Annotated in this window: 26 protein-coding genes; 22 read left to right on the forward strand and 4 right to left on the reverse strand. The window is 60.6% G+C overall.

The window, feature by feature from the left end; all coding sequences use genetic code 11:
* Nucleotides 1-12 precede the first annotated feature (12 nt).
* The 10 genes from ACOAP0_RS04965 (at nucleotide 13) to ACOAP0_RS05010 (ending at nucleotide 10,314) form a co-directional block, all read left to right on the forward strand.
* On the forward strand, nucleotides 13-981 hold the full coding sequence (locus ACOAP0_RS04965; protein ID WP_087494777.1) for a TRAP transporter substrate-binding protein: 969 nt from the start codon (nucleotides 13-15) through the stop codon (nucleotides 979-981).
* A gap of 64 nt (nucleotides 982-1,045) precedes the next feature.
* Nucleotides 1,046-1,534 carry a TRAP transporter small permease gene (locus ACOAP0_RS04970; RefSeq protein WP_087494778.1) on the forward strand — a complete coding sequence of 163 codons (489 nt, stop codon included), beginning with the start codon at nucleotides 1,046-1,048 and terminating at the stop codon, nucleotides 1,532-1,534.
* Nucleotides 1,525-2,820, forward strand: coding sequence for a TRAP transporter large permease (locus ACOAP0_RS04975; protein WP_087494779.1), 1,296 nt, complete (start codon nucleotides 1,525-1,527; stop codon nucleotides 2,818-2,820). Before ACOAP0_RS04970 ends, ACOAP0_RS04975 begins: the two co-directional genes overlap by 10 nt.
* A gap of 21 nt (nucleotides 2,821-2,841) precedes the next feature.
* Nucleotides 2,842-3,816, forward strand: a complete 975-nt coding sequence (locus tag ACOAP0_RS04980; RefSeq protein ID WP_498375335.1) for a Bug family tripartite tricarboxylate transporter substrate binding protein — start codon at nucleotides 2,842-2,844, stop codon at nucleotides 3,814-3,816.
* Nucleotides 3,817-3,823: 7 nt separating this feature from the next.
* Nucleotides 3,824-5,389 carry a galactarate dehydratase gene (gene garD, locus ACOAP0_RS04985; protein ID WP_498375334.1) on the forward strand — a complete coding sequence of 522 codons (1,566 nt, stop codon included), beginning with the start codon at nucleotides 3,824-3,826 and terminating at the stop codon, nucleotides 5,387-5,389.
* A 24-nt stretch (nucleotides 5,390-5,413) separates the two neighbouring features.
* Nucleotides 5,414-6,196 (forward strand): 2-dehydro-3-deoxyglucarate aldolase, encoded by a 783-nt coding sequence (gene garL / locus ACOAP0_RS04990; RefSeq protein WP_313867413.1) that lies wholly within the window; start codon nucleotides 5,414-5,416, stop codon nucleotides 6,194-6,196.
* A 151-nt stretch (nucleotides 6,197-6,347) separates the two neighbouring features.
* Nucleotides 6,348-7,235 (forward strand): 2-hydroxy-3-oxopropionate reductase, encoded by an 888-nt coding sequence (locus tag ACOAP0_RS04995; RefSeq protein ID WP_498375333.1) that lies wholly within the window; start codon nucleotides 6,348-6,350, stop codon nucleotides 7,233-7,235.
* Nucleotides 7,236-7,239: 4 nt separating this feature from the next.
* Nucleotides 7,240-8,217, forward strand: coding sequence for a TRAP transporter substrate-binding protein (locus ACOAP0_RS05000; protein WP_498375332.1), 978 nt, complete (start codon nucleotides 7,240-7,242; stop codon nucleotides 8,215-8,217).
* A 62-nt stretch (nucleotides 8,218-8,279) separates the two neighbouring features.
* Entirely contained in the window at nucleotides 8,280-8,906 is a 627-nt protein-coding gene (locus ACOAP0_RS05005) for a LysE family translocator (protein ID WP_087494785.1), read from the forward strand.
* A gap of 4 nt (nucleotides 8,907-8,910) precedes the next feature.
* Nucleotides 8,911-10,314, forward strand: coding sequence for a tetratricopeptide repeat protein (locus ACOAP0_RS05010; protein ID WP_498375331.1), 1,404 nt, complete (start codon nucleotides 8,911-8,913; stop codon nucleotides 10,312-10,314).
* Here ACOAP0_RS05010 and ACOAP0_RS05015 read toward each other — a convergent pair.
* Together ACOAP0_RS05015 and xdhC are read right to left on the reverse strand one after the other, a co-directional pair.
* Nucleotides 10,277-11,506 carry a urate hydroxylase PuuD gene (locus tag ACOAP0_RS05015; RefSeq protein WP_498375330.1) on the reverse strand — a complete coding sequence of 410 codons (1,230 nt, stop codon included), beginning with the start codon at nucleotides 11,504-11,506 and terminating at the stop codon, nucleotides 10,277-10,279. The genes ACOAP0_RS05010 and ACOAP0_RS05015 overlap by 38 nt on opposite strands.
* Before the next feature lie 24 nt (nucleotides 11,507-11,530).
* On the reverse strand, nucleotides 11,531-12,382 hold the full coding sequence (gene xdhC / locus ACOAP0_RS05020) for a xanthine dehydrogenase accessory protein XdhC (protein ID WP_498375329.1): 852 nt from the start codon (nucleotides 12,380-12,382) through the stop codon (nucleotides 11,531-11,533).
* 89 nt (nucleotides 12,383-12,471) lie between these two features.
* Here xdhC and ACOAP0_RS05025 point away from each other — a divergent pair, with 89 nt between their 5' ends.
* On the forward strand, nucleotides 12,472-13,017 hold the full coding sequence (locus ACOAP0_RS05025; protein WP_498375328.1) for a hypothetical protein: 546 nt from the start codon (nucleotides 12,472-12,474) through the stop codon (nucleotides 13,015-13,017).
* 4 nt (nucleotides 13,018-13,021) lie between these two features.
* Here the strand turns inward: ACOAP0_RS05025 and uraH are convergent, their stop codons facing one another.
* Complete coding sequence (gene uraH, locus ACOAP0_RS05030) at nucleotides 13,022-13,375, reverse strand: hydroxyisourate hydrolase (protein ID WP_313877335.1); 354 nt, start codon at nucleotides 13,373-13,375, stop codon at nucleotides 13,022-13,024.
* A gap of 67 nt (nucleotides 13,376-13,442) precedes the next feature.
* Between uraH and ACOAP0_RS05035 the strand changes: the two genes are divergently transcribed.
* The 11 genes from ACOAP0_RS05035 to ACOAP0_RS05085 all read left to right on the forward strand — a co-directional run bounded on the left by ACOAP0_RS05035 (nucleotide 13,443) and on the right by ACOAP0_RS05085 (nucleotide 25,702).
* The gene (locus ACOAP0_RS05035; RefSeq protein ID WP_498375327.1) at nucleotides 13,443-14,084 is read left to right on the forward strand and encodes a GntR family transcriptional regulator; all 642 of its coding nucleotides are present in this window, start codon (nucleotides 13,443-13,445) and stop codon (nucleotides 14,082-14,084) included.
* The gene (puuE, locus tag ACOAP0_RS05040; protein ID WP_498375326.1) at nucleotides 14,081-15,034 is read left to right on the forward strand and encodes an allantoinase PuuE; all 954 of its coding nucleotides are present in this window, start codon (nucleotides 14,081-14,083) and stop codon (nucleotides 15,032-15,034) included. Before ACOAP0_RS05035 ends, puuE begins: the two co-directional genes overlap by 4 nt.
* Nucleotides 15,035-15,037: 3 nt before the next feature.
* Nucleotides 15,038-16,846 carry a 2-oxo-4-hydroxy-4-carboxy-5-ureidoimidazoline decarboxylase gene (gene uraD, locus ACOAP0_RS05045; RefSeq protein WP_498375325.1) on the forward strand — a complete coding sequence of 603 codons (1,809 nt, stop codon included), beginning with the start codon at nucleotides 15,038-15,040 and terminating at the stop codon, nucleotides 16,844-16,846.
* Nucleotides 16,847-16,860: 14 nt separating this feature from the next.
* Nucleotides 16,861-18,120 (forward strand): M20 family metallopeptidase, encoded by a 1,260-nt coding sequence (locus ACOAP0_RS05050; protein ID WP_498375324.1) that lies wholly within the window; start codon nucleotides 16,861-16,863, stop codon nucleotides 18,118-18,120.
* 137 nt (nucleotides 18,121-18,257) lie between these two features.
* Nucleotides 18,258-19,739: a nucleobase:cation symporter-2 family protein gene (locus ACOAP0_RS05055; protein WP_498375323.1), complete on the forward strand. Its 1,482-nt coding sequence runs from the start codon at nucleotides 18,258-18,260 to the stop codon at nucleotides 19,737-19,739.
* 214 nt (nucleotides 19,740-19,953) lie between these two features.
* Nucleotides 19,954-20,982: an ABC transporter substrate-binding protein gene (locus ACOAP0_RS05060; RefSeq protein ID WP_498375322.1), complete on the forward strand. Its 1,029-nt coding sequence runs from the start codon at nucleotides 19,954-19,956 to the stop codon at nucleotides 20,980-20,982.
* A 2-nt stretch (nucleotides 20,983-20,984) separates the two neighbouring features.
* Nucleotides 20,985-21,836: an ABC transporter ATP-binding protein gene (locus ACOAP0_RS05065; protein ID WP_498375321.1), complete on the forward strand. Its 852-nt coding sequence runs from the start codon at nucleotides 20,985-20,987 to the stop codon at nucleotides 21,834-21,836.
* Between the two features lie 9 nt (nucleotides 21,837-21,845).
* A complete protein-coding gene (locus ACOAP0_RS05070; protein ID WP_313867428.1) occupies nucleotides 21,846-22,613 on the forward strand; it encodes an ABC transporter permease in 768 nt (255 codons plus the stop codon).
* Nucleotides 22,613-23,086 (forward strand): nucleoside deaminase, encoded by a 474-nt coding sequence (locus ACOAP0_RS05075; RefSeq protein WP_498375320.1) that lies wholly within the window; start codon nucleotides 22,613-22,615, stop codon nucleotides 23,084-23,086. The genes ACOAP0_RS05070 and ACOAP0_RS05075 overlap by 1 nt, the downstream gene beginning before the upstream one ends.
* A 30-nt stretch (nucleotides 23,087-23,116) precedes the next feature.
* Nucleotides 23,117-23,947: an urease accessory protein UreD gene (locus ACOAP0_RS05080; protein WP_498375319.1), complete on the forward strand. Its 831-nt coding sequence runs from the start codon at nucleotides 23,117-23,119 to the stop codon at nucleotides 23,945-23,947.
* Between the two features lie 18 nt (nucleotides 23,948-23,965).
* Nucleotides 23,966-25,702, forward strand: coding sequence for a response regulator (locus ACOAP0_RS05085; RefSeq protein ID WP_498391335.1), 1,737 nt, complete (start codon nucleotides 23,966-23,968; stop codon nucleotides 25,700-25,702).
* Here the strand turns inward: ACOAP0_RS05085 and urtE are convergent.
* A complete protein-coding gene (gene urtE / locus ACOAP0_RS05090) occupies nucleotides 25,699-26,391 on the reverse strand; it encodes an urea ABC transporter ATP-binding subunit UrtE (RefSeq protein ID WP_481872714.1) in 693 nt (230 codons plus the stop codon). The genes ACOAP0_RS05085 and urtE overlap by 4 nt on opposite strands.
* Between the last annotated feature and the right edge of the window lie 66 nt (nucleotides 26,392-26,457).

The raw sequence follows: 26,457 nt of genomic DNA on the forward strand, positions 1-26,457 counted from the left end.
AGAGGAGACAACATGAAACTGGTACCTACCGTCCTGGCCGCTGCAGTCACTGCATTGAGCCTCGCAGCGCACGCTGCGGAATTCAAGTCCGCCGACATCCACAACTCGGATGACTACCCCACCGTCACCGCGGTGAAGTTCATGAGTGAAGAGCTCAAGAAGGCTTCCGGCGGCAAAAACAGCATCAAGGTATTCAACAAGGGCGCTTTGGGCACCGAGAAAGAAACCATCGACCAGGTGAAGATCGGCGCGCTGGACATGGTGCGCGTAAACATCAGCCCGATGAACTCGGTGTGCCCCAAGACCAACATCCCTGTGCTGCCTTTCCTGTTCCGCTCAGTGGATCACCTGCACAAAGTGCTGGACGGCCCCATCGGTGAAGAGATCGCCAAGGACTGCGAAGCTGCAGGCTTTGTGCTGCTGGCCTACTACGACTCCGGCTCCCGCTCCATTTACAGCAAGAAGCCCGTCAAGACCATTGCTGACACCAAGGGCATGAAGATCCGCGTGCAACAGTCTGACCTGTGGGTCGCCGTGGCTGGTGCCATGGGTGCCAACCCCACCCCCATGCCTGCCGGCGAAGTGCTGACGGCACTGAAGACGGGCCTGGTGGACGCAGCTGAAAACAACTACCCCTCCTACGGTTCCGGCTTCCGTCACTTCGAAGCAGCCAAGTACTACAACAAGACCGAACACTCCATGGCTCCTGAAGTGCTGTTGTTCTCCAAAGTGAACTTCGACAAGCTGCCCAAGGCTGAACAAGACCAGATCCGCGCTGCTGCCAAAGCCTCTGTGCCTTTCAACCGCCAGGCATGGGCTGCTTATGAGAAGAAAGAATTCGACATGGTGAAAGCGGCCGGGACCGAGTTCGTGGAAGTGGACAAAAAATCCTTCCAGGACGTCATGGCACCTGTGTACGACAAGTTTGCCAACACGCCTGACCTCAAGCGCCTCGTGAAGGCTGTGCAAGACACGAAGTAATTCGCGTCTGCACCACCTCCCGGCCTGACGGCCGGGAGGTTTTCATTCTTCACCGGAGCTCACCATGTACACCCGCTTCTGTGCCACGCTATCCAAGCTCAGTCTGATGCTTGCGGTGGCCGGCCTCATCGTGCTCATCGCCTGCGTGCAATACCAGGTGGTGGGGCGCTATGTATTCAACGACACGCCCACTTGGGCAGAGGCATTGGCCCTGCTGCTCGTGCTCTATATCACCGCGCTCGGCGTAGCCGTCGGCGTACGCGACGCCGGTCACATCGGTATGGACTCCATCATCAGCCTGCTCCCTGAAGGCCTGCGCTTGAAGCTGGAAATTGTGATCCACGCTCTGGTGGGAATCTTCGGCGCACTGATGGCCTACAACGGCTACATCTGGGCCGCCCTCAAGTGGAACGACCAGAAACCCATGCTGCCCATTCCCTCCAGCATGGACTATGTGCCACTCATCATCGCCGGCGTGCTGGTGGTGCTTTTTTCGATTGAACATGTGATCGCCCTGCTGCAGGGCAAGGAAGTGGTGCCGGCATGGAACTGATTGTTTTAGGTGTGAGCTTCGGCTTGCTGTTGATCATCGGCGTGCCGGTAGGTTTCGCAGTCGGCCTCTCTTCTGTCGCCACCATCATCACCGCCGGTTTGCCGGTCGCTGTGGTGTTCCAGAAAATGGTGGGAGGCATGCAGGTGTTCTCCTTCCTGGCTATTCCGTTCTTCATCTTTGCCGGTGAGTTGATGCTGCATGGCGGCATTGCCCAGCGCATCGTGCGCTTTGCCAACAGCCTGGTCGGCCATGTGCGGGGAGGCCTGGGCATGTCCAACGTGTTGGGCTGTACCTTGTTCGGCGGTGTAGCCGGCTCTCCCGTGGCCGACGTGTCTGCCATGGGCTCCGTGATGATTCCCCTGATGAAGAAGGAAGGCTACGACACCGATTACGCGGTGAACGTGACCACCCACGCCTCGCTGGTCGGAGCCTTGATGCCTACCAGCCACAACCTGATTTTGTACACCCTGGCTACTGCCGGCATCGCATCGGTGAGCGTGCTGAACATGATGCTCGCCTGCGTGGTGCCCGCCCTGTTGCTGACCGTGCTGAACCTTTTGGCTGCCTACGGTGTGGCCATCAAGCGCGGCTACCCCACGCGTGGTGTCTTCCCGGGCTGGGGTGAGGTTTTCAACAGTTTTGTGGCGGCACTGCCGGGCCTGCTGATCGTCGTCATCATCCTGGTAGGCATCTTGTCGGGTGTGTTCACAGCAACCGAGTCAGCGGCCACTGCCGTGCTTTGGGCGCTGCTGATCACTACAGTTGCTTACCGGTCTTTGTCGTGGAATGACTTCATCAAGTCCTGTGCAAAAGCCAGCAAGACGACGGGTGTGGTGTTGTTCCTGATCGGAATTTCCAGCGCTTTCGGTTACTTCCTGGCGATGTATGACGTGCCCGAGCGCACCGGCGAATTGATGGGAACCATTACACAGAGCCCCTGGATGATTTTCCTGATGATCAACATCGCGTTGTTCGTGCTGGGTACTTTTCTGGACATGGCGCCCACGCTGCTGATCTGCACGCCCATCTTCCTGCCGATTGCCCAGAAATTCGGCATGGACCCTACCCAATTCGGTGTGGTGATGCTCCTCAACTGCGCACTCGGTCTGAACACACCTCCCGTGGGGACAACCCAGGCGGTGGGCTGCGCCATCGGTGGCATTTCGATAGGGCAGGTCATGCGATCCATCTTGCCGTTTTACGGCGCCCTGCTGGCTTGCATGATGCTGGTCACCTACGTCCCGGCGTTCTCCTTGTGGCTCCCCAACTTCGTGTTGGGCCGCTGAACACACCACTGAAAGCACACCATGCAACGTCGACAAATTCTGCAAGCCGGGCTGGCAGTGGCCGCCACGTCTCCTACCTGGAGTCGGGCTGACACCTGGCCGGCCAAACCCATCACTCTGGTGGTTCCATTCCCTCCCGGCGGATCTACCGACCTGATTGCGCGGGCATTGTCGACCAAGCTGGCCGAGAAGATGGGCCCGGGCTTTACCTTCATCGTGGACAACAAGGCAGGGGCCACCGGCACCATAGGCGCAGCACAGGTCGCGCGCGCGCCGGCGGATGGCTACACCTTTCTGGTGTCGTCTCTCGGGCCGTTCGTGATTGCCCCGCACCTGATCAAAGCGAACTACGACGCCCTCAAAGACCTGGACCCCATCACCATCGTGGCGCAAGCGCCCAATGTGCTGGTGGTGCCTGCGGTCTCCGCGCGCAAGTCGGTGTCGGAAGTGATCAGCTACCTGAAGGCCAACCCCGACAAGATGAGCTTTGCCTCTTCCGGCAACGGCAGCAGCGACCATCTGACCGCTGAGTTGTTCTGGCAACAGACCGGTACCAGTGGGGTGCATGTCCCCTACAAAGGTGGCGGCCCGGTGATGACCGACCTGCTGGGCAATCAGGTGGATTGTTCGTTCATGAACATCAACACGGCGCTACCCCAGATCAAGGCCGGCAAGCTGCGCGCACTTGCGATTACCAGTTCCAAACGCTCCCCATTGCTGCCCGAGGTTCCCACCCTGGAGGAAAGCGGTGTCAAGGAAGCCAACGTCAACTCCTGGCAAGCGGTGGCAGCACCCAAAGGCCTGCCCGCTGACATCAAGAAGCGAATGTTCGATGCCATTGTGGCCTCTATCAAAGACCCTGCCGTAGCCCCCAAGTTGCTGGAGCTGGGATTTGAACTGGTACTCAACACACCCGAGCAATTTGCCAGCTACCAGGCTGCCGAATATGTCCGCTGGCAGAAGCTGATCAGCGCTCGCAACATCAAAGCCGACTGAAGCCTTCATGAGTTCGAACCCTTCATCTCCACCGGATTTGCCGCGCAGCATTCGCATGCACGCGGCGGACAACGTGGCCATAGTGGTCAACGACGGCGGCCTTCCAGTCGGCTCCGTTCTGCCCGACGGCGTGACTCTGGTGGACCGCGTGCCCCAGGGCCACAAGGTGGCTTTAACCGCGATTGCCAAAGACGCCGCCGTGCTGCGCTACAACGTACCTATCGGATATGCGCTCAAGGACATACCTGCCGGTGCCTGGGTGCATGAGCGTTTGCTCCACATGCCCGAAGCGCGGGCACTCGATAACCTGCCCAAGGCGACTGCGCAGGCATGGAATGCCGAGCCGCTCACCGGCTTCACCTTCGAGGGTTACCGCAATGCGGATGGTACCGTGGGCACCCGGAACATTCTGGCCATCACGACCACCGTGCAATGCGTGGCTGGCGTGGTGGACTTTGCCGTGCAACGCATCAAAGAGCAGCTGCTCCCGCGCTACCCGAATGTGGACGATGTCATTGGCCTGGAGCACAGCTATGGATGCGGTGTCGCCATTGATGCACCGGATGCCATCATTCCCATACGGACCCTGCGCAACATTTCGAAGAACCCCAACTTCGGTGGTGAAGTGATGGTGGTCAGTCTGGGCTGCGAAAAGCTGCAACCGGAGCGCTTGTTACCGCCAGGCGCCATCCCCCTGCAAGCCAACGAAGCGCTGGATGTGGTGTGCTTGCAAGCCGACAAGCACGTCGGCTTCATGAGCATGATTGATTCGGTCCTGGCCTCTGCGGTGCCGCACCTGGAGCGGCTGAACGCGCGTCGCCGCGAAACCATCCCAGCCAGTGAGCTGGTGGTTGGCGTGCAGTGCGGTGGCAGCGACGCCTTCTCGGGTGTGACTGCCAACCCCGCCGTGGGCTATTGCACCGACTTGCTGGTACGCGCCGGTGCGACCGTCATGTTCTCCGAAACCACCGAAGTGCGGGACGCCATCGAGCAGATGACCGCCCGCGCCACCAGCCCGGAAATTGCTGATGCTATGGCCCGTGAGATGGCCTGGTACGACGCCTATCTGGGCCGCGGCCAAGCCGACCGCAGTGCCAACACCACCCCAGGCAACAAAGCCGGCGGCCTTTCCAATATCGTGGAAAAAGCCATGGGCTCCATCATCAAGTCCGGCACCGCGCCTATCAGCGGTGTGTTGTCGCCCGGCGAGAAGCTGCAGCACAAGGGCTTGCACTACGCAGCCACTCCGGCCAGCGACTTTATCTGCGGCACGCTGCAACTGGCTGCCGGCATGAACCTGCATGTGTTCACCACCGGCCGGGGTACCCCCTACGGACTGGCCGAAGTGCCCGTCATCAAGGTCGCCACACGCACCGATCTGGCCCGGCGCTGGCATGACCTGATGGATGTGAACGCCGGCCGCATTGCCGATGGCGAAGCCACGATTGAAGACATGGGCTGGGAACTCTTCCGCCTGATGTTGGAGGTCGCCAGCGGCCGCAAAAAAACCTGGGCTGAACACTGGAAGTTGCACAACTCCCTCGTGCTGTTCAACCCGGCACCTATTACCTGACCCCCGAATCCACCGAGGCCTGCCATGAGCTACCCCACCCCTTACCGCCCTTTCCCCAACCAGTTCAAAAAAGACCTGCTGGCCGGCAAACGCCTGATCGGCTGCTGGGCATCCCTGGCCAGCGCCATCAGCACCGAAGTGCTGGGTGTCGCCGGGTTTGACTGGATCCTGCTGGACGGCGAACACTCGCCCAACGATGTCATCACTTTTGTGCCTCAACTCATGGCGCTGAAGGACAGTGTGAGTGCTCCGTTCGTGCGTCCCACCAGCAACAACGCCATAGAGATCAAGCGTCTGCTGGATGCCGGCTTCTACAACTTTCTCGTGCCTTTCGTGGAGACCGCAGAAGAAGCCCGCCAGGCCGTGGCCGCCACACGCTACCCGCCTGAGGGCATGCGTGGTGTGTCCGTCGCGCAGCGCAGCAACCGATACGGCACAGTGGCCAATTACTTTCAGGAAGCCAACCAGCACATGTGTGTGGCGGTCCAAATTGAGAGCCGGCAAGCCGTGACGGCCACTGCTGAGATTGCCGCCGTACCCGGTGTGGATTGCATTTTTGTAGGTCCGTCTGACCTCGCTGCTGGCTATGGGCACCTGGGCAACGCCAACCACCCGGAGGTGCAAGAAGCCATTGCCAGTGTGTTTGCACAGGCCAAAGCCCAAGGCAAGCCCACCGGCATCCTCGCTCCCGTGGAAGCTGACGCGCGCCGCTACATGGAAATGGGCGCGACCTTTGTGGCTGTGGGCAGCGATCTGGGCCTGTTCCGCAATGCTACGCAGGCTTTGCGGGACCGCTACCTCGGCTAAAGCTTCTGCAGATCTGTCTGCATACGGGTCTGCAAATACGGGGCCTGGGCGGCAGAGCGCTCTGCTCCATGTCCCCCGCCCTTCGGGCTCCACCTTGACTTTCGCAGAACACTCTGCCGCCCACTCTCCTTAACTACTTGTCTTTAACACTATGACTACTCTCGGATTTATCGGCCTCGGCATCATGGGCAACCCTATGGCAGGCCACCTGCTAGCTGCGGGTCACACTGTTTACCTGAACACCAAGGGCGATGTGCCCGAAGCTCTGGTGCAAGCCGGTGGCAAGCCCTGCGCGAGCGCCAAGGAAGTGGCGCAAAAAGCCGACATCATCTTTTTGATGCTGCCCGACACCCCCGATGTGGAACTGGTGCTGTTCGGCGCTGACGGCGTAGCCGAAGGCCTGAGCGCCGGCAAGACAGTGGTGGACATGAGCTCCATCTCGCCCATCGATACCAAAGTGTTCGCTCAGAAGATCAATGCACTGGGATGCCAGTACATGGACGCCCCGGTCTCCGGCGGCGAAGTAGGCGCCAAGGCCGCCAGCTTGACCATCATGGTGGGCGCCGAAGAAGCCACCTTCAACACCGTGTTGCCCCTGCTGCAGCTCATGGGCAAAAACATCACCTTGGTGGGCGGCAACGGCGACGGCCAGACCACCAAGGTGGCGAACCAGATCATCGTGGCGCTCAACATCGCTGCTGTGGGCGAAGCCCTGCTGTTTGCCAGCAAAGCCGGTGCGGACCCTGCCAAAGTGCGCCAGGCGCTGATGGGCGGTTTTGCCGCTTCGCGCATTCTGGAAGTGCACGGCGAACGCATGGTCAAGCGCACCTTCAACCCCGGCTTCCGTATCAGCCTGCACCAGAAGGACCTGAACCTGGCTCTCAGTGGTGCCAAAGTCATGGGCTTGGCGTTGCCACAGACCGCAGGTGCTGCGCAACTGATGCAGGTGTGTGCCGCCAACGACATGGCCGGCTTGGACCATTCCGCCTTGGTGCGCGCCCTGGAAATCATGGGTGCCCACGAAGTCGCCAAGGGCTGATGCAATGAAGCCACGCGCGCCATGGCGATGCTTTGCCCTCGCCTGCCTGTTGCTGGTGGGTACCACCAGCCATGCGCAAACCAAATTGCGTGCGTGGAACATTCACCCCGACGGCTACCCGGTCACTGAGGCACTCAAGCGCTTTACCAGCCTGGTGGCCCAAGGAACCCAAGGCCGCTACCAGGTGGAAATCTTCTCCAACGCCACCTTGGGCGACCAGCCCAAGGCGGTGCAGATGCTCAAGTCCGGCGAGATTGATCTGGCCGAATTCAGCTCCGGCCCCCTGTCGGATGCAGCACCGGGTCTCAAGGCGCTGAACCTGCCTTTTTTGTTTACCGATTCCGCCCACATGTTCAAACATCTGGACGGCAAGCTTGGTGAGCGCTTTGCCGCCAAGCTGCAGGCAGCGGGCTTTGTGGTGCTGGGCTGGTACGACGGCGGTGGCCGCTCGTTCTACTGTGTGAACCGCCCGCTCAACAGTTTCAAGGACCTCGCCGGTGCACGGATCCGGGTGCAGCAATCCGAGGTGTATCTGGAGATGGTGAAGCTGCTGGACGCAACACCCGTAGCGCTACCCTTCAAAGAAGTGATGGCTGCGCTCGAAAAAGGCGAAGTGGACTGCGCTGAGAACAACATGCCCTCCTTCGAATCGACCGGGCACTACAAGGTGGCCAAGTCGGTCTACGTGACCAACCACGTCATCTCGCCTGAAGCCTTGGTGGTGTCCACCAAACTATGGGCCACTCTGAGTGCTGCCGACAAAACCGCCTTCAGCAGGGCCGGGGCGGAATCAGCTGCACTCATGCGCGAACTGTGGAACAAGCGCGTGGCCTCTGCGATTGAGACGGCATCCAAACAGGGCGTGCAATTTGTGCGGCTCAAGGATCCGGCGCCCATGGTTCGTCGCATGTCTCCGCTCTACAGCAAGTACATGAACGACCCGAGCACTCGCGAAGAGTTGCTGAGCATCATCAGCAATTGAGGGCAGCGGGGCGTTAGGATGACAGGCAGTTCACTTGTCCGCCGTACTTGCGGCACCACGCCATGCTCCACTTTGACACCGCACTGACCTTTTTCGCAGCCTCTGTACTGCTCGCCCTTTCACCCGGACCTGACAACGTGTTCGTATTGCTGCATTCGGCGGTGCATGGGCGCAAGGCCGGCTTGCTGGTGGTGCTGGGTTTGTGCAGTGGTCTGCTGTTTCACACCGCAGCCGTGGCACTGGGTCTGGCGGCCGTGTTCGCAGCATCGGCAACCGCGTTCACGGCCCTGAAGTTGTTGGGTGCGGGTTATCTGCTGTACCTCGCCTGGGGTGCGTGGCATGCGCCAGTGGGCATTGCGGACACGGCCACTGAAAGCGAGATGTCACCCCTGCAGACTTACCTGCGCGGTGTCATGATGAACATTACCAACCCCAAAGTGGCCATTTTCTTTCTGGCCTTTTTGCCGCAATTTGCAGATCCGACCCAAGGCGCCATGGCACTGCAAATCGTGCAACTCGGCGCCGTGTTCATGCTCGCGGCGCTTTTGACTTTCAGCGCGGTGGCCTGGTTTGCAGCCGGATTCGGACAGGTCTTTAAACAATCCCACACCGCGCAACGCGTGTTGAACCGTGTGGCTAGCGTGGTATTTGTGGGACTGGCTTTGCGTCTGGCTACCGCACAACGCTAAGCCCATGACCCTGCAGGCCGCGCAAGCCCTGCTCGACTTGGCCTTACAGGCCATGGCCGATAGGCGTTGGGGTGCAGCCATGGATCAGCTGGACCGTGCCATTGCGCTGGCGCCCGGGCAGGCAGCACTGCACACCAACCTCGCACTGGTGCTCGATGAGATGGGTGAGCCGCAGAGTGCCATGGAGCACCTGAGCATCGCTCTGGATGTGGACCCCGCCCAACCTTTGGTGCACCTGAACCTGGGGGTATTGGCCGCGCGCACAGGGGCCTTGGCGCTGGCCGAGCAGGCCTACCGATACGCCATTCAACTGCAGACTAGCCTAGCCGCAGCCTGGTCCAACCTGGGCAGCCTGCTCGACAACACCCACCGGGCGCCGGAAGCAGAAGCCTGCCTGCGCCAAGCATTGACACTGGAACCCGGTAACTCCAGTGCCCGATTCAACCTGGCGTGCCTACTGTTGCGCGACGGACGATATGCCGAGGCCTGGCCCCTGTGGGAATCGCGCGATTGGCCGGTGCATCAGGCCTTGCCATGGTCCTGCCCGCGCTGGCGTGGTGAACGGCTGGAGGGTATGCGCGTCCTGGTGGTGCAGGACGCCGGCTTGGGCGACACCATCCAATTCGCCCGTTACCTGCGCGGGTTGCGCAGCCTGGGGACATCACGTATCGACCTGATCTGTCAGCCGCCCTTGCAGGCCCTGATGCAGCAATTGCAAGATGTGCATACCGTGTGGACCTGGGCGGACAGTGCACAAGCACTGGATTGCGCGCCATGGGATGTCTGGATACCGGTGATGAGCCTTGCCGCGTACCCGGATGGACAGGACACAACGGCACTTGAACCCCGGCCCTGCCTGAAACATTCTGAGTCTCGAAAAGAAGTCTGGAAAGCCAGGCTCTCACCCACCAAAAAGAATCAACGTCTCCGCATCTGTCTGGTCGCCCAAGGCAACCCGGACTTTCCGCATGATGCGCAACGTTCCATCCGTGACCTTGAGGTACTGGCGCCTCTGCAGAGCGTGTCTGACATCGAATGGATCCATCTACGCGGCAAATCGGTATCCCGCGGTTTCGACGCTGAAGAGCCCGCATGGGAACTGGGTGACTTGAAGGATACGGCAGGACTGCTTGCGTGCGTGGACCTGTTGATTTGCGTAGATACCGCAGTAGCCCATCTCGCAGGGGCCATGGGCGTACCCTGTTGGCTGTTATTGCCCGACTACTTGTGTGATTGGCGTTGGCAACGGCGCGGTACGCAAAGCGCCTGGTATGCCTCCATGCGCTTGTTCCGGCAGGTCACTCCGGGGGACTGGGCAAGTGTCGTCAACCAATTGAACGACGCACTGCAGGCCCCTGGTGCGGTGGACGCTATTCGGTCTTTGCGCCTGCCTCAAACCAGCGCTTGATCACGTCGCGCTCCGCGTCGGTGATATTGGTGGCGTTGTTCATGGGCATGATTTTGCTCACCACCACTTGCTGGTAGATCGCTTGGGCGTGGCTGGCCACAGCCTCGGGGCTGTCCAGCCGTACATTCTTCATTTGGACGGCAGCGCCGTGGCACATGTAGCAACGCTGCTCTAACACGGGCTTTATCTCTTGATAGCCAATTGTGCTGCTGGCGCCCGTGGATTGTGCTGGAGCAGCTCCTGAATTCATAGCAGCAGGCTGCGGTGCAGGCTTCAACCACACCAACATACCGATGATGGCCAGCACGCCCACTGCCGCGTAGGGCCATGGGTGTGCATTGCGACCGAGCTTGTAGCCGTGCCGCAGCACAAAAAACTGGCGGATGGCGGCGCCCGCAAACATCATCACGATCAGCACCAGCCAGTTTTGCGGGTGACTGTAGGTAAAGCTGTAGTGGTTGCTCAGCATGGCGAACAACACCGGCAAGGTGAAGTATGTGTTGTGCACGCTGCGCTGTTTGCCACGCTTGCCGTGGATGGGGTCTACCGCACGGCCCGCTGCGATGTCCGCCACCATGGTGCGCTGGCCGGGAATGATCCAGAAGAACACGTTGGCACTCATGCTCGTGGCCATCATGGCGCCCACCAGCAGAAAGGCAGCTCGGCCGGCAAACCAGTGGCATGCCAGGTAGGAGGCCACACACACCAATATCGCCACCAGCACGCCCACGATGGCGTCCCCATTTTTGTGCTGACCGAAGGCGCGGCAAATCGCGTCGTACGCCAACCAGAACACCACCAGAAACGACAGCGCAACGGCAATCGCTTCGTGCGGGTGCCACGCCATGACCGACTTGTCGATCAGGTAGGTGCCAGCACTCCACAGGTAGGAGATGGTGAACAGCGAAAAGCCGGTAAGCCAAGTGCTGTAACTCTCCCAGTAAAACCAGTGCAAATTGCCCGGCAGTTTGGGGGGCGCGCCGGCAAATTTAACGGGGTGGTAGAAACCGCCTCCGTGCACTGCCCACAACTCGCCGCTGACGCCCTGATTTTTCAGGTCTTCTTCTTCCGGCGGGGTCAGGCTGCTGTCGAGAAACACAAAGTAAAACGACGATCCGATCCACGCAATGGCGGTGATGACGTGCACCCAACGCAGCAATAGGTTGGCCCAGTCCAGTACATAGCTTTCCATCCGGAGTTCTCCTCAATAGTCCAATCAACCGGCAGCGCCAGGGGCCGGGATGGGCACCGTGTCGTCCGTTACTTGCAAGAGTTGGGCCGCCACCGCGACCGCAATAATTTCAGGCCGTTTGTCCTTGACCACCGGCACACCGATCGGACAGGTGACATGCGCCAGCTCCGCCTCGGTAAAGCCACGCTCGGCCAAGCGACGGCTGAAGGTGGCCCATTTGGTATGGCTGCCGATCAACCCCACGTAGGGCAGATCCCACCGGGTCCGCTGGCGGGTCAAACAGGCCGCCACGATGTCCAGGTCTTCCGCATGGCTGAAACTCATGATCAGTACACGGGCGCCCGGCGGCAAATCAGCGACCGCTGCTTGCACCGGATCGGAGTGCTCACAGCGCACATTCGCAGGTACAGACTCTGGAAATACGCCGTCCCGGCTGTCCACCCACGTCACGTCAAAAGGCAGACGTTCCATGACTTGCACCAAGGCCTGGCCCACGTGCCCACCCCCGAACAAGCCCAAGGGCCAGTGCCGGGGAGCCAAGCGTTCGCGCAGGGCAGGCGCATCGGCCGCCTGCACCAGCTCAAAGCGCAGATGCACCTCACCACCGCAGCACTGCCCCAGGCTGGGGCCCAAGGCAAAACGCCGCTCCGTTGCGGGGGTATCCCGGCCCGCTTGATGAGAGGTAAGCATCTCTCCGGCCAGCGCCAGGGCGTCCAGCTCCAGACGACCGCCACCTATGGTTCCCACGAAGCCGTCAGCTGACACCGAAAGCCAGGCACCGGCATCCCGGGGCACAGAGCCGCGGGTCGCCAACACGGTGACCAGCACCGCAGGCCCCTGTTCCAAGGCGTTCAAGAGATCTCGAAGGCTGCTCACAAACGGATACCTTTTCTGTGCCGGAGCCCGACAGGAACCGCATAATTTGCGGCACAGTACACCGGCGCGAAAAAACAAGGAGACACGCCATGACCAACCCTGCCACCGCATCCGTTGCCGCCCGTTGGAGCAACACCCGCCTGTCTATCAGCTTGGCGCTGCTGGCCGCCATCAGCGCCTGCAGTGTCAACAAGCCGGCTCCGCAGCCCACACCAGTGCCGGCGCCCGTCGTAGTGGCGCCCCCCGAAGATCCGCCCCCGGTTGCAGCCAAGCCCGAGCCACAGCCCGCGCTCCTGTCCCAGGCGGCTACCCCGAGGGATTACCGCCGAGACGCCGCCGGCCATCTGTATGCCAAAAATTCCAACCGCATCTACAGCGGGAAAATGCCCCCGCTGCTCTACGCAGTCGGTGTCTTGCAGGTGGATATTGACCGCATGGGGCAGGTGACCGACATCCGCTGGATGCGCGCGCCCAGCCACGCCCCGGAAGTCATGGCCGACATCGAACGCTCGGTCCGCGCGGCCGCCCCCTACCCCGCGCCGGTGCGCATGGGTCGTGTCACCTACACGGACACCTGGCTCTGGCATAAGAGCGGACGTTTTCAATTGGATACCTTGACCGAAGGCCAGATGTAGCCTGTCAAGAACCGCGGTAGGTGGAGTAGCTCCACGGGCTGACCAGCAAAGGCACGTGGTAGTGCTGGTCGGTGTGGGCCACGCCGAAATCCAGCGCCACGCGGTTCAAAAAGTTAGGCTCCGGCAGGGTCACGCCGCGGGCTTTGAAGTAGCCGGCCACATCAAACACCAGCCTGTAGGTGCCTTTTTGCAGGCTTGCGTTGTCATACAGCGGGCCGTCCGGGTTGCGGCCGTCGGCATTCAGTACAAAGCTTTTCACCAGCGTTGCTGCCTCGCCCTGCGTGGTGTAAAGCGCCACCGACATGCCCGCTGCAGGGGTGCCGTGCATGGTGTCCAGTACGTGCGTGCTCAAGCCCATGGCGCATCCTCGTCGATTGAAAATGCAAAGTGTATACACTTTTGTGCAATCTCGGTATCATGACCTGATGGAAACCACAACGACCGGTTTCATCGTGGAGGCCATCACCGCCGCCATCGTGGACCACCAGCTCACACCCGGCGCCAAACTGGCCGAGCAAAAGCTTGCGGACCAGTTCGGCGTATCCCGCACGCTGATCAGGCAGGCCTTGTTCCAGCTCTCGCGCAACCGCCTGATCCGCATGGAGCCTGCACGCGGCGCTTTTGTGGCAGCCCCCTCAGTGGCCGAGGCGAGACAGGTGTTTGCGGTGCGCCGCATGCTGGAGGCCGGCATGGTCCGTGCATTCATCGCAGCCGCCAACCCCGAACACATTCATGCCCTGCGCCTGCACATTGCCGAGGAACAAAATGCCGTCCATGGCGGCACCATCAGCAACCGCACCGAGTTGCTGGGCGACTTCCATGTGCGCATGGCCCAGTTGCTGGGCAACGAAGTGCTGGCATTGATGCTGATGGAATTGCTTTCGCGATGCTCCTTGATCACACTGATGTACCAGACGAGCGCCTCGGCAGCCCATTCGCACGAGGAGCATGCTGCTCTGGTGGATGCTCTGGAAGCTCGCGATGAAACTTTAGCCCTGCGTTTGATGGACGAGCACCTTCAACACGTAGAAGCCGGCCTGACTTTGCCCCCTGACGAATCGACATGAATCACACCTACGACACCACCCAAGCCTACCCCCGCGACCTGGTGGGGTATGGCGAACACGTGCCCCACGCGCAGTGGCCCGGCCAGGCCCGTGTTGCCGTGCAATTCGTCCTCAATTACGAAGAAGGCGGCGAGAATAGCGTGCTGCACGGAGACGCAGGTTCTGAACAATTCCTTTCAGAAATGTTCAACCCCGCCAGCTATCCCGACCGCCACATCAGCATGGAGGGCATTTACGAATACGGCTCACGTGCGGGTGTGTGGCGCATCCTGCGCGAGTTCGAGAAACGTGGCTTGCCGCTGACGGTGTTCGGTGTCGGTATGGCACTGGAGCGCTACCCGGAGCTGACCCGACGCCTGGTGGAACTGGGCCACGAGATTGCCTGCCATGGCCATCGCTGGATTCACTATCAGAACATGGACGAAGCGCAGGAGCGCGAGCACATGCAGCTGGGCATGGCCGCCATCGAAAAGCTCATTGGTGAAAGACCGTTGGGCTGGTACACCGGCCGCGACAGCCCGCGCACCCGCCGCCTGGTGGCCGACTACGGCGGCTTTGAGTACGACAGCGACTACTATGGCGATGACCTGCCCTTCTGGATGAAGGTGCAAAAAACGGACGGCAGCGTATTGCCCCAACTCATCGTGCCCTACACGCTGGATTGCAACGACATGCGCTTTGCCCTGCCCCAGGGCTACTCGCACGCAGACCCGTTCTTCCAGTACATGAAGGACACCTTCGACGCGCTCTACGCCGAAGGGGATCCGGATGGCCTGAATGCGCCCAAGATGATGAGCATAGGCATGCACTGCCGCCTACTGGGGCGCCCGGGACGGATCACCGCCTTGCAGCGCTTTCTGGACCACATCACTCAGCACAAAAACGTGTGGGTGGCACGACGCATCGACATTGCGCGGCACTGGAAAGCCACGCACCCCTACCAAGGCTGAGTGATGAACACACTGACTCTGGAACAACTCAACACCCTGCCGCTGAGCGAGGCGGTACGCCTGCTGGACGGCTTGTACGAGCACTCTCCTTGGATTGTGGAAAAGGCCTTGCAGCAGCGGCCCTTTGTGTCACTTGCGGCCTTCAAACATGGCATGGTGCAAGTGGTGGCCGCAGCGGGACGCGAGCCCCAGCTTGCACTCTTGCGTGCCCACCCCGAGCTGGCCGGCAAAGCGATGGTGGATAACAGCCTCACCACTGAGAGCACCAATGAGCAAAGCAAGGCCGGCCTCACGCATTGCACGCCGGCCGAGTTCGACAAAATTCAGCGCCTGAATGCGGAATACAACGCGCGCTTCGGTTTCCCCTTCATCCTTGCAGTACGCGGCCCGCGCGGAACAGGCCTCTCCAAAGCGGAGATCATCGCCACGCTGGAGCGCCGCGTGCAAGGTCACCCGGACTTTGAGCTGGCAGAATGCCTGCGCAATGTGCACCGCATTGCCGAAATCCGCCTGAACGACAAGTTTGGCTACACACCTACCGAAGGCCATCAGGTGTGGGACTGGCAAGAGGCGCTGGCTCAACACACTGACGCCGCCTACGTGGGCACCGGCCAACTCACCGTGACCTACCTGACCGACGCGCACTTGGCCTGCGCCCGCCAGATCCAAGCCGATATGCTGGCTGCCGGCTGCGACAGCGCCTCCATCGATGCGGTGGGCAATGTGGTGGGGCGCTATGAAAGTGATAGCTACCCGCGCACATCTGAAATGCGCCAGAGCCCTGTTTCATCCAAACCCCTGCTGACCGGCAGTCACTATGACACCGTGCGCAACGGTGGCAAGTACGACGGTCGGCTGGGCATCTACGTGCCACTCGCCTGTGTGCAAGCGCTCAAGGCCCGAGGCCAGCGCTTGCCCTACGCGCTGGAAGTGGTGGCCTTTGCGGAAGAAGAAGGCCAGCGCTACAAAGCCACCTTTTTGGGCTCGGGCGCACTCACCGGCGACTTTGACCCCACTTGGCTGGACCAGACGGACGCAGATGGTATTTCAATGCGCGACGCCATGGCGAAAGCGGGGTTGGACGTGAATGCGATTGGCGCCATCCGCCGCAACCCTGCCGATTACCAAGGCTTTGTGGAGGTTCATATCGAACAAGGCCCGGTGCTCAACGCGCTGGACATTCCGTTGGGCGTAGTCACCTCCATCAACGCCAGCGTGCGTTACTTGGGAGAGATCACCGGCATGGCCAGCCACGCTGGCACCACGCCCATGGGCCAGCGCCGCGACGCGGCTGCTGCAGTGGCCGAGTTGATTTTGCTGGTGGAACACTGTGCCACCCAAGACGGTGACTCGGTGGGCACAGTTGGTCAACTGCAAGTGCCCAATGGCTCCATCAATGTGGTGCCCGGGCGCTGCACCTTCTCGCTGGATTTGCGTGCTCCGTCGGACGCGCAGCGCGATGCACTGGAGGCCAAGGTACTCACTGGCCTGCGCCTGATCTGCGAGCGACGCGGCCTGCACCACAGCCTCACCCGCACCATGCAGGCCAGCGCGGCGCCCAGCGCGCCCGAATGGCAGCAGCGTTGGGAAGCTGCAGTCGCCGCCTTGGGTGTGCCCTTGCACCGCATGCCCAGCGGCGCCGGGCACGATGCCATGAAGCTGCACACCATACTGCCGCAAGCCATGCTGTTTGTACGCGGCCTGAATTCCGGCATCAGCCACAACCCGCTGGAATCCACCACCAGCGACGACATGCAACTCGCAGTAGATGCGTTCAGCCATCTGCTGCACCAACTGGCCCACGCGGCCTGAACGTTTGACTTCACATGACCACCCCCTACGAACAACTCGACGCCTGGATTGACGCGCACTTTGACGAGCAAGTGCGCTTTCTGCAAGAGCTGGTGCGCGTGCCCACCGACACCCCGCCCGGCAACAACGCACCGCACGCAGACCGCACCGCCGAGCTGCTGGCCGACATGGGCCTGCAGGTCGAGAAACACAGCGTGCCTGCCAGCGAAGTGCAGGCTGCCGGCATGCAAAGCATCACCAACCTGGTGGTGCGCCGCCAGTACGGGCAAAGCGCCGCAGACGGCGCGGGCCGCGGCGGTATCACCATCGGCCTGAATGCCCACGGCGACGTGGTGCCACCCGGCGAAGGCTGGGCGCATGACCCCTACGGTGGCGAGATTGACGACGGCAACATGTACGGCCGCGCCACTGCCGTAAGCAAGAGCGATTTCTCCAGCTACGCCTTTGCGGTGCGCGCTCTCGAATCTCTGGGTCTGCCGCTAAAGGGCGGTGTGGAACTGCTGTTCACCTACGACGAAGAATTCGGCGGCGAACTCGGCCCCGGCTGGTTGCTGGAAAAAGGGCTCACCCAACCCGACCTGCTGCTGGCGGCAGGCTTTTCTTACCAGGTCATCACCGCGCACAACGGCTGCCTGCAAATGGAAGTGACGGTGCACGGCAAGATGGCGCACGCCGCTATTCCCGAGTCCGGAGTGGACGCCCTGCAAGGCGCGGTGCACATCCTGAACGCGCTGTACGCCCAGAACACGCTGTACAAGCAAGTCACCTCCGATGTGGACGGTATCAACCACCCCTACCTGAACGTGGGCCGCATTGAAGGCGGCACCAACACCAATGTGGTTCCCGGCAAAGTGATCTTCAAGCTGGACCGCCGCATGATCCCCGAGGAGAACCCCACCGAAGTGGAAGCCTCCATCCGCAAAGTGATTGCGGATGCCGCTGCCCAAGTGCCCGGCATCTCGGTAGACATCAAACGCTTACTGCTGGCCAATTCCATGCGTCCCTTGGCAGGTAACAAGCCATTGGTGGATGCGCTGCAAAAACATGGCGAAGCCTTGTTTGGCGAACCCATCCCCGCCATGGGCACCCCGCTCTACACCGATGTCCGCCTGTTCTCTGAGCGCGGCATTCCCGGCGTCATCTACGGCGCTGGCCCCCGCACCGTGCTGGAATCACACGCCAAGCGCGCCGATGAACGCGTGAGCCTGGACGACCTGCGCAAAGCCACCAAGGTGGTAGCGCGAACACTGCTGGACTTGCTGCAGCACCACTGAGACTCGCTGTGTTCCCGGTTCGAGGGTTTCCCCGCTAAGGGTCTGAAAATTTTGTATACAAAATGTGTATACAGTTTTTAAACCCGTAGACCAGTCTAAGCCTCAAGGCTTAGACGCCCTCATCTGGAGAATGCGCTATGTCACAGAACGTCCACCCGGTGGATGAAGTCCTGCCCGCAGGCCCACTTTCGGCCTTGGGCCTTCAGCATGTACTGGTGATGTACGCGGGTGCCGTCGCGGTGCCGCTGATCGTGGGTCGCGCGCTCAAGCTCAGCCCCGAGCAAGTGGCCATGCTGATATCTGCCGACCTGTTTTGCTGCGGCATCGTGACTTTGATCCAATCACTGGGGGCTACTCAGTGGTTCGGTATCAAGCTGCCGGTGATGATGGGCGTGACGTTCGCATCCGTTGCTCCCATGGTCGCCATGGCCAATAGCAACCCCGGCCCTCAAGGTGCTGGTTTGATATTCGGAGCCATCATTGGCGCCGGGGTGGTATCCATCCTGATTGCGCCGGTGATCAGCCGCATGCTGCGCTTTTTCCCGCCGGTGGTCACGGGCACCATCATTGCCGTGATCGGCATCAGCCTGATGCGTGTAGGCATCAACTGGATTTTCGGCAACCCTTTCGGTCCCACCGCTCCCAGCATTCCGAACCCTGAACATCTGGCGTGGCTGGATGCAGCAAAACAAGCTGCCGGTGCCGGCGCCATCCCGCCGGTACCTGCCGGCCTCAATCTGGTGGGTACGGTGCCCAACCCCCAGTATGCGCAGCTCCCGCACATCGGCATTGCCGCCATCGTGCTGGTTTCCATTCTGTTGATTGCCAAATATGCCAAGGGGTTTGTGGCCAACATCTCCGTGTTGCTTGGCATCATCGTGGGGGGTGTTGTCGCCACTGCCGCCGGCCTGATGGATTTTGCCCGCGTGGCCAAGGCCGGCTGGTTTGATCTGGTACTGCCCTTTGAAATTGCAACGCCGGTGTTCGACCCGATCCTGATTTTGACCATGACACTGGTAATGATTGTGGTGATGATCGAGTCCACAGGCATGTTCCTCGCCTTGGGGGACATGACATCCAAAAAAGTCGATCAAAAAATGTTGACAGCCGGTCTTCGCACCGATGGTTTGGGTACCCTGATCGGTGGCATTTTCAATACCTTCCCCTACACCAGCTTCTCGCAAAACGTAGGCTTGGTTGGCGTCACAGGCGTGAAGAGCCGTTTTGTCTGCGTGGCGGGCGGCCTGATACTGATTCTTCTGGGCCTGGTGCCCAAAATGGCGGCCCTTGTGGAGTCCTTGCCCACCTTTGTACTGGGTGGCGCAGGTCTGGTGATGTTCGGCATGGTCGCGGCCACCGGCATTCGCATCCTGGCGTCGGTGGACTACCAAAAAAACCGCAACAACTTGTTTATCGTGGGCATCTCCATCGGCTTCGGAATGATCCCCCTGATTGCGCCGAAATTCCTGCAATGGATGCCGCACAACATCCACCCCTTGATCGAGTCCGGAATCCTGCTGGCCTCGGTCAGTGCGGTACTCCTGAACGTCTACTTCAATGGCAGCCGGCAGGATGACGCTGCGGCGATCCAAGCCGCCAAGCAAGCCGATGCCCATTGAAGCAACCCGCTGCAAAACAAACACAGGGCCCTCAAGGGCCCTTTTTCCGGTCGCCCCTCATATAACGAGCATTCGGGTCGGCGTTAAAGGGTATCTACTGCCTCACGTGCACATGGAGCGCAAGAGAATGAAGTCAGCTGCTTTGTATACACGCCCCAAATTTGGGCATCTTTCTTGCTTGATCTCGTCCATCTAACACCTTGTAGGAGCTCCCATGAAAAAACGCCAGTTTCTCCACGCGATCGCATTGGCCGTCGCTACCTTGGCCGCCGGTTCAGCTATGGCCCAAAGTACACCGATCAAGTTCCAACTGGACTGGCGTTTTGAAGGCCCTGCCGCCCTGTTTCTGACACCTGCAGCCAAGGGCTACTTCAAGGACGCCAAGCTGGACGTGACCATTGACGCGGGCAACGGCTCCGGCGGCACGGTCACCCGTGTGGCCTCCGGCGCTTACGACATGGGTTTTGCTGACTTGGCCGCGCTGATGGAGTTCCACGCCAACAACCCCGACGCGCCCAACAAGCCCGTGGCAGTGATGATGGTCTACAACGACACGCCCGCCTCGGTGATGGCGCTCAAGAAGTCCGGCATCAAGACTCCGGCCGACCTGAACGGCAAGAAGCTGGGCGCACCCGTGTTTGACGCCGGCCGCCGCGCATTCCCCATCTTTGCCAAAGCCAACAACATCAGTGGTGTGCAGTGGACCGCTATGGACCCTCCCCTGCGTGAAACCATGCTGGCTCGTGGCGACATAGACGCCATCACCGGCTTCACCTTCACCTCGGTACTCAACCTCGAAGCACGCGGCGTCAAGGCCGAGGACATCGTGGTCCTGCCCTACCCCGATTTCGGTGTGAAGCTCTATGGCAACGCCATCATTGCTTCGCCCAAGATGATCAAAGAGAACCCAGCTGCAATCAAAGCTTTCCTGGTTGCGTTTGCCAAGGGCATGAAAGACGTGATCGGCAACCCCGCAGCTGCTGTGGGGGATGTGAAAGCCCGCGACGGCATCATCAACGCCGAGCTGGAAACTCGCCGTCTGAAGATGGCGATCGACTCCGCCATCAACAGTGCTAACGCCCGTGCGGAAGGCTTCGGCCAGGTCAACGGTCCACGCCTGTCGCTGATGGCATCGCAAGTGTCGGACGCCTTCAACACCAAAACCCGTGTGAACCCGGACGTGGTGTGGAACGGCAGCTTCCTGCCCTCCAAGGCTGAGCTGAACGTACTGCCCAAGAAGTAAGCATGAGTGCGCCCATCCATGAGTCAGCATCCCCCTGGTTTGTCGATTTCCAGGATGTCTGGCTTGCTTACAACGATGAGCTGCTGAAGCAGAACCACTTTGCGGTCGAAGCTATCGACCTGCAAGTGCGCAAGGGCGAGTTCATTGCCATCGTCGGTCCATCCGGCTGTGGCAAGTCCACCTTCATGAAGCTGACCACCGGTCTGAAGATGCCCTCCAAGGGCAAGATCCTGATTGACAAAGAGCCGGTAACCGGCCCGTTGAAGATTTCCGGCATGGCGTTTCAGGCGCCGTCCCTGTTGCCATGGCGCACCACCGTAGACAACGTGCTCTTGCCGTTGGAAATCGTGGAGCCCTACCGCAGCAACTTCAAAGCCAAGCGCAAAGAATACGAAGAGCGTGCGCGCAAGCTGCTGCAAAAAGTGGGCTTGGGCGGCTATGAAGACAAGTTCCCGTGGCAGCTCTCGGGGGGTATGCAGCAGCGGGCCAGCATCTGCCGCGCACCGATCCATGAACCCAAGATGCTGCTGCTCGACGAGCCCTTCGGCGCGCTGGATGCCTTCACCCGCGAGGAGCTGTGGTGCATCTTGCGCGACTTGTGGACCGAGCAACAGTTCAACGTGATTCTGGTGACGCACGACTTGCGTGAATCGGTGTTCCTGGCCGACACGGTCTATGTCATGAGCAAGAGCCCAGGCCGCTTTGTGGTGAAGCGCGAGATCGACCTGCCGCGCCCGCGCGACCTGGAGATCACCTACACCAAAGAGTTCACCGACATCGTGCACGAGTTGCGCGGGCACATAGGCGCCATGCGCTCGAACGCCCCGGCCGCCTCTGGCGCGATCACCCAATAAAGGCTGCCCATGAGCAAAAAACAAATCGAGACCTGGGCACCGTGGGTGCTGCTGGTGGTCTTCATTCTGCTGTGGCAATTGCTGTGCAGCGTATTTGAAGTGTCGGAGTTCGTCTTCCCCAGCCCGGCGCGTATCTGGACACAGTTCTGGGAGTTCAAGGGCATCATTGCCGGCCACGCTTGGCGCACCTTCTGGGTGACCATGGCGGGCTTCGGCATTGCCATTGTGGTGGGGGTGTTGCTGGGCTTTGTGATCGGCAGTTCGCGACTGGCCTATGCGGCGGTGTACCCGCTGATGACGGCATTCAATGCACTGCCTAAAGCTGCGTTTGTGCCCATCCTCGTGGTCTGGTTCGGCATCGGCGTGGGCCCGGCCATCCTGACAGCCTTTTTGATCAGCTTCTTCCCCATCATGGTGAACATTGCCACCGGCCTGGCCACCCTGGAGCCGGAGCTGGAAGATGTGCTGCGGGTGCTGGGCGCCAAGCGCTGGGATGTGTTGGTGAAGGTGGGCCTGCCCCGTTCCATGCCTTACTTCTACGGCTCGCTCAAAGTCGCCATCACCCTGGCGTTTGTGGGTACCACGGTGTCCGAGATGACAGCCGCCAACGAAGGCATCGGCTACCTGCTGATCAGTGCAGGCTCGGCCATGCAAATGGGCTTGGCATTTGCCGGCTTGGTGGTGGTGGGCGCCATGGCCATGGTGATGTACGAGCTGTTCAGCGCGATCGAAAAGCACACTACCGCCTGGGCACACCGCGGCTCGCAGAACCACTGATGACGCCTGAACAGATAGCCCGCCACCTGCTGCGTGCCAACGCGGTAGCGCAGCGCGCGCTGACATTAGGAAAACACCCGTTCGGCGCCATTCTGGTGGCGCCGGATGGGGAAACCGTTTTGGCGGAGCAAGGCAATGTGGATACGGTCAACCATGCCGAATCCGCCCTGGCGCGCACGGCAGCCACCAACTTCACGCCGGAGTACCTTTGGGACTGCACCTTGGTCACCACTGTGGAACCTTGCGCCATGTGCGCGGGCACGCAGTACTGGGCCAATATCGGCACCCTGGTGTTCGGCATGACGGAACGCCGACTGCTGGAGCTCACCGGCAACCACGAAGAAAACCCGACGATGGACCTGCCCAGCCGCACTGTGCTGGAAGCAGGCCAGAAGCAGGTCACCGTCATCGGGCCGGTGCCTGCAGTCGAAGAGGCCATCGCCGCCTTGCATCAACACTTCTGGCAGCGCTGAAGCGCCACCAACGCACACAACAATTGAGCCATGGTTTGGCACGCACGTTTACATTTGGATTACCGCCTCGAAGCAGAGCGCTGCGTGGCCCGCTACGAGCACAGCGGCCCGCTGCGTATCCTGCAAAGTCTTTACCCTGAAGGCGATGAAATTTGCCACAACGTACTGGTACACCCGCCTGGTGGACTGGTGGGCGGAGACACACTGAGCCTGAACATCACGGTGGGCAGCGGCGCACACGGCCTGATCACCACGCCGGGCGCGACACGCTTTTACCGCTCCGAAGGTCCGGTAGCCACCCAGGAAACCAGCCTCACCCTGGAAGAGGGTGCACGCCTGGAATGGCTGCCGCTGGAGGCGATTTGCTATGACGCCTGCCATGCGGTAAACCGCCTGCGCCTGCAACTCGCCCCCGGAGCCCAGTGCCTGGGCTGGGATGTGACCGCACTGGGCCTGCCCCACGCGCAACTGCCTTTTCTTAAGGGCAGTCTGGAACAACACCTGGAGATTCCCGGCGTCTGGTTGGAGCGCGGCACCTTGCGCGCAAATGACCAACGGCTGATGAATGGCCCTACCGGACTGGACGGGAATCGCTGCATGGCGACCTTGTTTTTTGCCGGCGGAACGCCCTGGAGCCGCACCGACAAAGAAGCCCTGCTGGATATGGCGCGGGCAACCCTGAAAGACCATGCCTTGGCAGCGACTGCAGGCGCCACCACCCCCAACACCCGCACCCTGGTACTCCGGGTGCTTGCACCCACTGTGGAGCCTGCCATGCAATTACTGCGCGCTGTGCGCAAGCAGTGGCGTACCCATGCATGGCAACTTACAGGTCAAGACCCGCGCATCTGGGCCATGTAACTACCCTGTTCAATGACCATGGGCGCCACCATAATGGTGCCAATGGCCGCTCTCGATTCGGATTTCTCGACCTGCTCTGCTCTGGTGGTAGACGGCAATCCGACTTCGCGCTCGATTCTGGTGTCGCAGCTGCGCGACTTCGGAGTTGCGAGCGTTGCCCAAGCGGCCCGCGCAGTGGATGCCCGTCGTCAACTGGAGTTCCGCACCTTCGACTTCGTGCTGTGCGAGCAACACTTTCCCACTGATGCCATGTCCGGGCAAGATCTGCTGGACGACTTGCGCCGCAACCAGCTGCTGCCCTTCTCTACCGTGTTCATCATGATCACTGGTGAAGCCACCTACGCCAAGGTGGCGGAAGCCGCCGAATCGGCCCTGGACGGCTACATGCTCAAGCCGCACAAAGCGACCCAACTCGGTGAACGGCTGGTAGCCGCACGGGTGCGGAAAGTGTCTCTGCAGGGCATCTTCACTGCCATTGAAGAAGAAAACTTCGAAGAGGCCGCGCGCCTGTGTCTCGAGCGGTTTGAGGCCAGAGGCCAGTTCTGGCTGTATGCGGCGCGGGTAGGTGCCGAGTTGTTGCTGCGACTAGGTCGCTGCATTGAGGCGCAAACCTTGTACAAGGCAGTTGTCGATGCCAAAACGCTGCCTTGGGCCAAGCTGGGTGTTGCACGCTCGCAGCTGGAGGCCGGCCAGATCAACCAGGCCACTAGCACTCTCGAAAAATTGATAGGCGAAGACGCGAATTACGCCGATGCCTATGACGTCATGGGTCGGGCCCAGTTCGAGTTAGGCCGTTTTGACAAGGCTCTGGAAACCTACAAAATGGCCGCCACGCTCACGCCAGCCTCCATCAGCCGGGTACAGAACCTGGCCATGATGACCTACTATTCCGGCGACCACGAGGAGGCCGAAAAGCTGCTCGACAAGACCACGCGCTTGGGGCTCGACTCCAAGATGTTTGACGCACAAACACTGGTGCTGCTGGCCTTTACCCGACTGGGCACCGCAGACCGCAAGGGCCTGCAGCGCTGCTATGACGATTTTCTGAGGCTCATCGATAAAGATGAGGGCAACGCACGCCTAAGGCGCCTGGCTGCCATCGTGGAAGCACTCAACCTCATACAGCAGCACCAGTTTGCCCGGTCTGTGGACGCAGTGCGGGAGATGGCAAAGACCGTGCGGGAGCCCCAATTTGATTTTGAATCTGCCAGCAACCTCGTGGCTCTGATGGCGCAACTGTCGGCCAAAGCCATCCAGCTCAATGAGCTGGAGGAAACCATTGATGTCATCGGCCGGCGCTTTTGCAGCAACCGCTCATTGACGGAGCTACTTGCTGCCAGTGCCGTGTCCCATCCGCCTTATGCCGACCGGCTGAGACTGGCCCAGTCGCAAGTGCTGGAGTTTGCAGAAACGGCCATGGCACTGAGCCTTGCAGGCGACCCGACCAATGCAGTCAGAAACCTGATCCTGCATGGCCGCGACACACTCAACTCAAGGCTGATTGACAACGCCTACCAGTTGCTGCAAAAGCACAGCGCCAAAGTCAAAGGAGCGCCGGAGCTGCAGGACATGGTGCAGCAGCTCAAGGCGCGTTGCGGGCCTTTGGTCAACCGCGCGTCCCTGGGCGAGCAAAAGCGCCAGGCCGGTGGGTTGGCTTTGCGCACCGGCAAACGGGTAGCTCCGGAAATCGGCAAACTGCCGGACCCGCCACCCGCCTCTCTGCCACCGGCAGAAGAACTGCTGCCAGGCGTTTAAATGGCCACCAAGCCACGCACGCCGTCAACTTCCATGTTCTGGCCCATGCCGCGCGCAAGCACCGCGCCACGCTCCATCACGATGTAGTTGTCCGCCAACTCCTGGGCAAAGTCGTAGTACTGCTCCACCAGCAGAATGGCCATGTCGCCACGGTCTGCCAACATGCGGATCACGCGGCCGATATCCTTGATGATGCTGGGCTGTATACCTTCGGTAGGCTCATCGAGGATCAGAACCTTGGGGCCCGCCGCCAATGCACGCGCAATCGCCAGCTGCTGCTGTTGCCCGCCGGACAAGTCGCCGCCCCGGCGGTGCAACATCTGCTGAAGCACCGGAAACAGTTCAAACAGCTCAGCCGGAATCGGGGTGCCGGCAGGCTTGTACGCCAAGCCCATACGGAGGTTTTCTTCCACAGTGAGTCGAGCAAAAATCTCGCGACCCTGTGGCACAAAGCCCATTCCCAGGCGGGCACGCTCATAAGGCGTGAGCTTGTGGATTTCCTTCCCGCCCATGGAGATGGTGCCGGACTTGATAGGCACCAGGCCCATCAGCGATTTGAGCAGTGTGGTCTTGCCTACGCCGTTACGGCCCAGGATGACCTTGACCTTACCGACCTCGGCCTCCAGACTCACGTCCCTCAAGATGTGGGAGCCACCGTAGTACTGGTTGATGTTTTTTACTTCAAGCATAGTGTTCTCTTACCTGTGCAATTTTTCGTAGGGCCGCCCCAAGAAAAATTAGCCCCCTTGGGGGGC

It is taken from the genome of Curvibacter sp. Hmag1.1 (genome assembly GCF_059769165.1).